This is a genomic window from Stenotrophomonas sp. Steno-Z4 (assembly GCF_056393145.1).
In genome coordinates this window covers 1-475 of the sequence record NZ_JBWJPC010000020.1, presented here as the reverse complement: position 1 = coordinate 475, position 475 = coordinate 1, and the positions used below count along the sequence as shown (strand labels likewise).

1 rRNA gene is annotated in these 475 nt (G+C 54.5%); it reads right to left on the bottom strand.

The annotated features are described in order from the left end of the window. Positions 1 to 459 (bottom strand): 16S ribosomal RNA (locus AC06E7_RS19080); the annotation flags it as partial. Positions 460 to 475: the final 16 nt, after the last annotated feature.

Sequence of the window (475 nt, the reverse complement as noted above, 5' to 3'; positions counted from 1 at the left end):
TGCTTTTCTTTCCCAACAAAAGGGCTTTACAACCCGAAGGCCTTCTTCACCCACGCGGTATGGCTGGATCAGGCTTGCGCCCATTGTCCAATATTCCCCACTGCTGCCTCCCGTAGGAGTCTGGACCGTGTCTCAGTTCCAGTGTGGCTGATCATCCTCTCAGACCAGCTACGGATCGTCGCCTTGGTGGGCCTTTACCCCGCCAACTAGCTAATCCGACATCGGCTCATCTATCCGCGCAAGGCCCGAAGGTCCCCTGCTTTCACCCGAAGGTCGTATGCGGTATTAGCGTAAGTTTCCCTACGTTATCCCCCACGAAAAGGTAGATTCCGATGTATTCCTCACCCGTCCGCCACTCGCCACCCATAAGAGCAAGCTCTTACTGTGCTGCCGTTCGACTTGCATGTGTTAGGCCTACCGCCAGCGTTCACTCTGAGCCAGGATCAAACTCTTCACTTAAAAACGCATAGTCCGA